We start from the raw sequence: 7,246 nt of genomic DNA, 5'->3' as shown, positions 1-7,246 counted from the left end.
TTTGGCCACTTCGTCAGTCAGAGTGATAACACCATAAGGCGTCTCCCAGGAATGCCCGGCAATACTCTTAAGATATTCCGGTAATTCAGAAAGAGGACAAGGAAATGTCGTGGAATATGCGGTGGCATTTACAGGCTCCGGTGCCACTGATCTATCAACTGTTTGCTTGTATGGACGGTGATCAATATGATACCCGAACAATGCTTGCAGCTCGCGTTCCTTATTTGAGATGTCGTCGATGTCATCCGATGAGAATAACACCTGATACTCCTTACGAGAGAATCCTTGATCTGCTTCAACCCTACGTCTAAGGTTGTTTGTTACGCCAATTTTTATACCTGGCACATGATACAAATAATACATAGATTTGGTTTTAGGTCCCTACCGACAACTCTGCCGGGATATGGGGGTGGTGAATATAAAACATTAATTCGTAATTGTTATTCTGCGGTGTCGTTACTTCTGACCCGCTAAAATCGAACTTGCCATTGACAAGCACATGAGGACTATTGAATGGCTGCCGCCCCAATACCATATTAGCCTGTTCAATATGATTTGAGTACAAATGACAATCACCAAATTGCCCTGTTAGCACACCTGGCTTGTAACCGAATGTATGCGCCAATTGCAGTAGCAACAGACCGTACATGGCGATGTCATAAGGTAGGCCAAGGAATATGTCAACCGAGCGCTGCGTCCACAGCAGGTCTAGCTTGTTATTGTTAACGTATACCTGGAAGCCATAGTGACACGGAGGCAACGCCATCTCGTCCAAGTCTGCCGGGTTCCACGCGGATACTATCATACGGCGATCGGTCGGGTTATCTCTGAGCGTGTACAGCAAGTTCTTTAGCTGATCCACTCCATTGAAGTTCCGCCACTGATGACCATAGATAGGTCCAAGTGTCCCGTCCGTTCTACCTGATCTCTTATAGTCTGGTTCCCAGTACTTTACACCGTGATCTGTCAGATATTTTAAGTCAGTTCTGCCATTGGATATCCACCACAACTCGATAGCAGCGTTGCGCAGGGATACTCTTTTAGTAGTGAGCAGCGGAAAACCGATACTCATATCGTGTTTGATTTGACAACCAAACTTACTTATGGTACCAGTGCCGGTGCGGTCTGATTTAAAATTGCCCTGTGATAGTACCTCCCTTATTAGGTTTTGATACTCGATATCAATATTAGGACTTTTTTTGTTTGTCATAATAGTATTTGTAAAATTTATACATTGTCTCCCACAGGTTTTCCTTACCGTAGGTGTCTGGTGACCTGAACACCTTATCTTTGATTTCGATTTCCAGGTACCACCTGTCGTTATCCCAATTACTTGAGACTGCCCAGGGCGCTATAAGAATATGATTCTTTATGCACCATAGAAACGCGGTATGCTCTTCATCTGTCGGCGCATACCACCCCATGTCTACTTTTTTCTTACGATTTTTCAGTCCGCTTCCCATTATTCCCAAGGCATTTTCTCACCAACGAAGGTTTGTTCAATATGAGGCACATACAGCCCTGAGGCATAATCCCATGAGAACCAGCACTCTGCACCATTCTCTCCCAGGTTCTGGAACTTTACCTTTAAGACTTTCACCTTGACCAGTTTACGATCGTAGTCACGATGCACAAGCAAGCCATGATAAGAGGCATCATACCATTCACCACCGCCTTTTATATTGTACATGGTCGGTTCTTCCATCTCACCGGACTGCGTTTTGTACATCTTGGTTGGGTGGGCCACAACAATAACCAGCACATCGTACTTCTTACAAAACATTTCTATCTTCGTAAGATATTCCATAGTGTACTTGTTGACGTCATCGGTATGGGAGTCTATATCGCGTACCTTATTGAATGGATCGATGACCAGACACTTTATGCCTTTGCGTTTCACCAGCTCAGCACCTTTCTTCAGTACTGATTCCAATGAATAACGTTCCATGTCTATCCAGAAGTAATTATCATTGACGTTACTTACTATCGATTTCCACTTCTCAGAATGTACTTCTGACTTGTCAGGCATACCTTCCCATAGCTTACGCATTATCTTGTGGGCATGCAGGTAGGTCGGTACGTTCTCCGGTGAGGCGTATGCAATCTTCCAACCATACTTCATATTATACCCTACGGCCATTTGATCCACGAAGTCTGACTTACCAGACGACGGGATACCAGTCACGGTTATGAATTGTCCTGTATAGGTGGAAAATATATCATCGAAGTTGTCAAGGCCTATCTGGTAACCAGGTTTAAACCCGTTCTCGACGAAGTCTATCACTTCTCCTTCGATCTGCCGCATCGTCACTACGTTCTCCAGCGGTACGGGTTTGGCATCCAGGACGACACGCTTCAACGCGTCTTTGCCCTGCGCTAATAGATATTCATTTGCATCCTTTACATCTCCCCATTCTACAATGAAGCACGCTTCAGCGCCCAGACGTCTGACCAATTCCTGGCGTAACATATCACCAGGCCCGTCATTGTCTACCGCTATTATTATGCGCTTCTTGTCCAGGAAGTAGTCGATGCAATTATCCAGGTAGTCTAAGTTGTTATTATTCAGTGTTGCCCCATTTGGAACGGAAACCACATATTTAATTCCTGCCTCCCATAACGCTAATGCGTCCATCTCGCCCTCAACGATGACAATATCATCATATCCTATGGTGTTGTCGATGTTATAGAAAACCTTCTCAGCACCTTTAAATAGCTTGAAGTGCTTCCTGCCGTCTCTGTACTTTATGTTGACCAGTTGGCCACCCATGAAGTAATTGAACTGGATAGTGTTTTCTTCTTTACCAGTCTGCGGCATAAATTCAATACCCTCGCTAACTTGCATGTCAACGAGGGTACTGATCGAGATACCTCTGGCTTCAAACCAAGCCGCGGCCTTCTCCCCTACCGGTGGGGATACGGTCTCCGGGGCAGAATATTCTTTCGAACGCTCGCCGCGGCGCTGGTATGTATGAAGCTGGAAAGTGGAATTGCAATTGTGGCACGTCCCTATTCCTCGTCCCCAATCGTATGATGCACACTTGGCTGATTGGTTCTTAGGCTGTCGGTTGTGGGAGCAGACAGGGCATTTGCCTTGTGTTGCGCCCGGTTCAAGATCATATTGGTTAAACTTATCTATCTTAAAACCATTGATCTCTACGTTTTCAACGTGCATGTCAATCCTCAATTAAAGTTATTTCTCCTTTACGGTTTCTCTTTATTTTAGAATCAGAACGGCAGGTCGTCGTCTTCTGTGGCTGCCGCGACCGCTTGGCGCGCAACGGGAGCACCGTTGTCTGTTCTTTCCGGCACCGCGGGCACAGTTCCGTCCGTCCACACGACTTTTGCGTTTCCGAGGTACTGTTTTGCGGCTTTCCCATCTCTCTCTTCTTTAGTTTGTTCAACATAAACAGGTCCGTTAAAACCGTACTGATCGGGAGTATCGTTCAGGGTAACAACCACTGTGAGATACTGTCCTTTTTTCCCCTTGTAGATCTTCTCCTTGGGGATGTCTGCCAGATTTAACTGGACTCTTGCTAAAATAGCCATACTTAAAAATTAAAGGGTTAACATTTCAATGTATTGATATGGATCGAAATCCGGGGTCTTGTAGTAAAGCTCGTATATGTCAGAAGCCTTTTCTACTTTACGCTCGCCTCTGTCTAGAAATGCTTGTGAGCATTCAAAGATAGCGATTTTTTTGGTTGTTTTATCAGCCACGACAAAAATAAAATCGTAACCAAACAACTTTTTGTACAGGAACGCCTGTGAATCGTAGTTATACCTGTCCGCGGAGAATCTAAATGTATCCAGCGATGAGGTAGATTTAACATCCACAATAAGTCCTTCATCGTGATTTAACACGTCAGCCTTACCTTTCCACCATAGACCATTATGTTCCATGACTGCTGGTACTTCGTACTCGATACTGGCTCCTTCACGATCACCACGTATTAAACTGTTACACAGATTGTTACGCATGATAACGTCTTTCAACTCATGCAATATGTCCACCTCATGCTGAAGCAGCACTATTTCGCCTTGGCTGATTTCCTTATACGCTTTGGTATTCCTGGTCGAAGCCTCCACGATTTTAAACTTGTCGATCTTATTCGGTTCCAAGATTACCGTATGCAGGTAACCACCCATCACCATAGCGACAGTCTTCTCAGTAGGTTCACGAAGGGCAAGCGGATTTTCAAACAGCGTCTTGATGTTACTGTTCGATAGGAACTTTGAACCAAATTCACCGTAGTAATTCTCGTCATCGCGCAACTTATCTATGATCCGTTGCCGCTGATTAGGACTTGTATCTAAATCCATATTACAGTATCTGTGTTTTGGTCGCCATTGCTAATTGCTTCTTCAGTGCAGGTGACAGTTTATACTTCAGCTCGATACGAGTCAGATCGCCACCGTCAGCAACGAATTTCTTTGCCTTCTCGAACTCAACAGAATTAGGTTGCAACACAACCCGCGTATCTGCATGATCGTTTGTAGCGTCTGCATCCGCGGTGTCATCAATCATAAGCAGGTTACCAAATGAATACTTCTTGCCATAGCTTGATGTAGCACCAAACCTTTGCGGCATCTGCATTCCCTTCTGGTCGAAATCAACAGCCACGATAGCCACCGCGGTGATAGACTCACCCGCGTTTACAGCGTCGTGTATTGTCGCTTCACTTTGGATAACACCATCGGCAAGATACTTCTCGGTCGTTGTAAAGTATACTTCATACTTCTCATTGAATGGTTTCAACGCCTCCAAGATATCCTCAGCAGAACGGTAGTTGTAATTACCAAACTTATTCTTGCGTGTCTTCGCAACTTTAAGTTCGCGCTGAATCGCACTCAACTTCTGATCGATAGTAAGCTGAATCGATACGCTTGAATGCTGAAATGAGGTGTTTTTAGTTTTACTCTCTTTTTTCTCCATAATGAATTTGATTTAATAGTATTATCGCCATGTGGCCGTAATCAATCTGCAAGATAGGTATTCACTGAATCTTCATCAACACTTAGATACAACTTGTTCAGGGCACCTCTCTTTATTTGTGACACCCTGACAAATGATGCACTACTGGTTATTCCTACATGCTTCGCGATCTCCTTCGCTGGTAAACGCTCACAATCCAGACCAAACGATAAACGTAAGATCTCATACTCGCGCGGGTCAAGATACAATTTCATGATACTCATAACGTACAGGTGTACCATTTCTCTATTGTAAGTTTTGGTAGGGTCAGCCTGCTTCAAGTAATCACCTGAATTGGGATCTTCGTCTATGGAAAGAAATACTGAATTAAAAAACATCTTTACAAGCTCCTTGTCCATTCCGTTATCTTTGCGCAACTCATTCAATTTATGCTCGGGGATGCGCATGTCCCCTCGGTTACTATCTATAGCGCGTCGTACAGCTCCACGGATCCTCTTCATAACGAATCCCCTTATCTGCCTCGGCACATCGTCGTCCATTGTTACTTTATCCCAATCTATCCTATCTACCGCCTGACACAGGCCAAGTGACGCCTCCTGAATAATATCATTGATCGTCATTACGCCAGACGCCCTGTCTGAGGTAGAAAAACTCCTCGCGATCTGTTCCGCGAAAGGTAAAAGTGAAATTATCAATTCATCTCTCGTGTATTGGGACCACGGCTTGTTCTTCGGCAAACTACATTTCAGATCATCTTTGTACCTAATGTAGTTCTTCAGATTGTAATTTTTCATTTCTCAACGCATAGTTTAATCTAGTTTTTTCGTCATTCAATTGATTACTTAAAGTTCTGTAAATAGTTCTTGTCGATGTCTCCAGTTCTTGCGCTAAAGACTTTATTGTAATTATCTCTCCTCTGTCGTGCAGCAATAACATCATCTCGTAGAGATCACTCTCTGTTATGCTCTTGCTTCTACCAATCATCTTCCCTGAGATAGATAACTTCTCATGAGCCGTAAGACCACAGTAATCCTTGAATATTACTTTTCTCTTTCGGTTAGCAGGTGGGATCTCAAGGTCCATCTTTAGTACATCGTCTACCGTTTCCATGACCCTGTCCGCGTGCAGCGGATACAAGCAATAACCATTTCTCGGATTAGAAAACACCAACGCGATCTCTCTTAACTTCTCCTCTGTTAACTCCGGGTTAAGATACAAAATTGTATGCAAATGCCATTGCAGGCTTACATACGAAGTTATCTTATCTTTGAACGAGAACAGATTGTAATACTCATAAGTTCCGTTTTCGTAATACCAGCCCCAGGGAAATTCTTCCGTAGGCACGTCATTTATCGGGTCACGCCTGTATATGATTTTATTACGATGTAGGTATTCCATAGACAAATGCGACAATAGCCTCTATTATACTGCAATATTATATATAATTAATATGGCTACTGTCGCACTTTAGCATTTTTAGTTGCCACGGCATATTTTTTTTATTTTGTTAGTCGTTTTTTGCATGTTGATATTCACCAGGATGGCCGTCCGATGCCGCCTTGATTAAGGGTGTTAGATCGCCCAGGGCATACGAATTGATTGTAAGCATGTTTTTACATTCACTCTGCGACAGTTCACCATTGATATCAAAATATCTAATGTGGCCCACCCCGCCATCATAAAACCCTAGCACCATGTGGTTCATGTCATAATAGATATATGCGCTGCACGGCAGTATGGCATCAGCAAGTATTGCGAACAACATACAATTCATTTTTGGGTTTATCTCCCGCATCTCTCCAGCAAACCACAATATCTGGCGCTCTGTGTAGGTAGCCGTCATAGCTACATCGTCACTATAAAGTCCTTTTCTCATTTCTCTAATAGTTCAGGGTTTTCGTATATGTTTCCTATTACTTCACTTTCTTTGAAATTGTTACTTTGCATAAGCATACAAAAATCGCCTCCTGGAGTAACACCATAGTAAACAGGACCAAAGCATTTTATTTCTCTTAAAATACCGTTTTCACAATCAACAACATCCCCCTCATAAATCTCTTTTCCGTTCTTGTCTTTTAGTCCGGTGTATTCCATTATGATAACACCTTTATCTCTGTTGTCATAATACACCGTGTTTTCACGTCTATAAACTTCTGCAAACAAAATATGATTTAGACCATATACCATTTGGTTTTCACCTATATCCCACGCTTTAAATTTTATTTCTCTTGTATTCATAACTCTTTTAATTTGTTTAGGGCTGTCATATATCCGTCATAATGTATTTTTGCCTGCAACATTCTTGGCTCA

11 protein-coding genes are annotated in these 7,246 nt (G+C 43.1%); all 11 read right to left on the bottom strand.

Annotated features, from left to right (window positions below; translation table 11 throughout):
• Positions 1-261 (bottom strand): hypothetical protein (locus OEV79_12075; protein MDH4212173.1); only part of this gene is annotated, 261 nt, incomplete at its 3' end.
• A gap of 112 nt (positions 262-373) precedes the next feature.
• Entirely contained in the window at positions 374-1,210 is an 837-nt protein-coding gene (thyA, locus tag OEV79_12070; protein ID MDH4212172.1) for a thymidylate synthase, read from the bottom strand.
• Entirely contained in the window at positions 1,188-1,463 is a 276-nt protein-coding gene (locus OEV79_12065) for a hypothetical protein (protein ID MDH4212171.1), read from the bottom strand. Before OEV79_12065 ends, thyA begins: the two co-directional genes overlap by 23 nt.
• Positions 1,463-3,175, bottom strand: coding sequence for a toprim domain-containing protein (locus OEV79_12060; protein ID MDH4212170.1), 1,713 nt, complete (start codon positions 3,173-3,175; stop codon positions 1,463-1,465). Before OEV79_12060 ends, OEV79_12065 begins: the two co-directional genes overlap by 1 nt.
• Before the next feature lie 53 nt (positions 3,176-3,228).
• Complete coding sequence (locus OEV79_12055; GenBank protein ID MDH4212169.1) at positions 3,229-3,549, bottom strand: hypothetical protein; 321 nt, start codon at positions 3,547-3,549, stop codon at positions 3,229-3,231.
• A gap of 9 nt (positions 3,550-3,558) precedes the next feature.
• Positions 3,559-4,323: a PD-(D/E)XK nuclease-like domain-containing protein gene (locus OEV79_12050; protein MDH4212168.1), complete on the bottom strand. Its 765-nt coding sequence runs from the start codon at positions 4,321-4,323 to the stop codon at positions 3,559-3,561.
• A 1-nt stretch (position 4,324) separates the two neighbouring features.
• Positions 4,325-4,936: an ERF family protein gene (locus tag OEV79_12045; protein ID MDH4212167.1), complete on the bottom strand. Its 612-nt coding sequence runs from the start codon at positions 4,934-4,936 to the stop codon at positions 4,325-4,327.
• Positions 4,937-4,977: 41 nt separating this feature from the next.
• Positions 4,978-5,730 carry a sigma-70 family RNA polymerase sigma factor gene (locus OEV79_12040; protein ID MDH4212166.1) on the bottom strand — a complete coding sequence of 251 codons (753 nt, stop codon included), beginning with the start codon at positions 5,728-5,730 and terminating at the stop codon, positions 4,978-4,980.
• Positions 5,699-6,334, bottom strand: a complete 636-nt coding sequence (locus tag OEV79_12035; protein ID MDH4212165.1) for an HTH domain-containing protein — start codon at positions 6,332-6,334, stop codon at positions 5,699-5,701. The genes OEV79_12040 and OEV79_12035 overlap by 32 nt, the downstream gene beginning before the upstream one ends.
• 109 nt (positions 6,335-6,443) lie before the next feature.
• Positions 6,444-6,812 (bottom strand): hypothetical protein, encoded by a 369-nt coding sequence (locus OEV79_12030; protein ID MDH4212164.1) that lies wholly within the window; start codon positions 6,810-6,812, stop codon positions 6,444-6,446.
• Positions 6,809-7,174, bottom strand: a complete 366-nt coding sequence (locus OEV79_12025) for a YopX family protein (protein ID MDH4212163.1) — start codon at positions 7,172-7,174, stop codon at positions 6,809-6,811. Before OEV79_12025 ends, OEV79_12030 begins: the two co-directional genes overlap by 4 nt.
• Between the last annotated feature and the right edge of the window lie 72 nt (positions 7,175-7,246).

The organism is candidate division WOR-3 bacterium (assembly GCA_029858255.1).
In the GTDB taxonomy this organism is placed as follows: domain Bacteria; phylum Hydrothermota; class Tepidihabitantia; order SM23-42; family SM23-42; genus SM23-42.
Note: the sequence above shows the minus strand (reverse complement) of the source record. Positions and strands in the feature narration are given on the sequence as shown.

What these genes read in the sequence shown, in the direction of transcription:
- thyA (MDH4212172.1), bottom strand. Translation starts at nt 1,210, where the DNA reads ATGACAAACAAAAAAAGTCCTAATATTGATATCGAGTATCAAAACCTA.
- OEV79_12065 (MDH4212171.1), bottom strand. Translation starts at nt 1,463, where the DNA reads ATGGGAAGCGGACTGAAAAATCGTAAGAAAAAAGTAGACATGGGGTGG.
- OEV79_12060 (MDH4212170.1), bottom strand. Translation starts at nt 3,175, where the DNA reads ATGCACGTTGAAAACGTAGAGATCAATGGTTTTAAGATAGATAAGTTT.
- OEV79_12055 (MDH4212169.1), bottom strand. Translation starts at nt 3,549, where the DNA reads ATGGCTATTTTAGCAAGAGTCCAGTTAAATCTGGCAGACATCCCCAAG.
- OEV79_12050 (MDH4212168.1), bottom strand. Translation starts at nt 4,323, where the DNA reads ATGGATTTAGATACAAGTCCTAATCAGCGGCAACGGATCATAGATAAG.
- OEV79_12045 (MDH4212167.1), bottom strand. Translation starts at nt 4,936, where the DNA reads ATGGAGAAAAAAGAGAGTAAAACTAAAAACACCTCATTTCAGCATTCA.
- OEV79_12040 (MDH4212166.1), bottom strand. Translation starts at nt 5,730, where the DNA reads ATGAAAAATTACAATCTGAAGAACTACATTAGGTACAAAGATGATCTG.
- OEV79_12035 (MDH4212165.1), bottom strand. Translation starts at nt 6,334, where the DNA reads ATGGAATACCTACATCGTAATAAAATCATATACAGGCGTGACCCGATA.
- OEV79_12030 (MDH4212164.1), bottom strand. Translation starts at nt 6,812, where the DNA reads ATGAGAAAAGGACTTTATAGTGACGATGTAGCTATGACGGCTACCTAC.
- OEV79_12025 (MDH4212163.1), bottom strand. Translation starts at nt 7,174, where the DNA reads ATGAATACAAGAGAAATAAAATTTAAAGCGTGGGATATAGGTGAAAAC.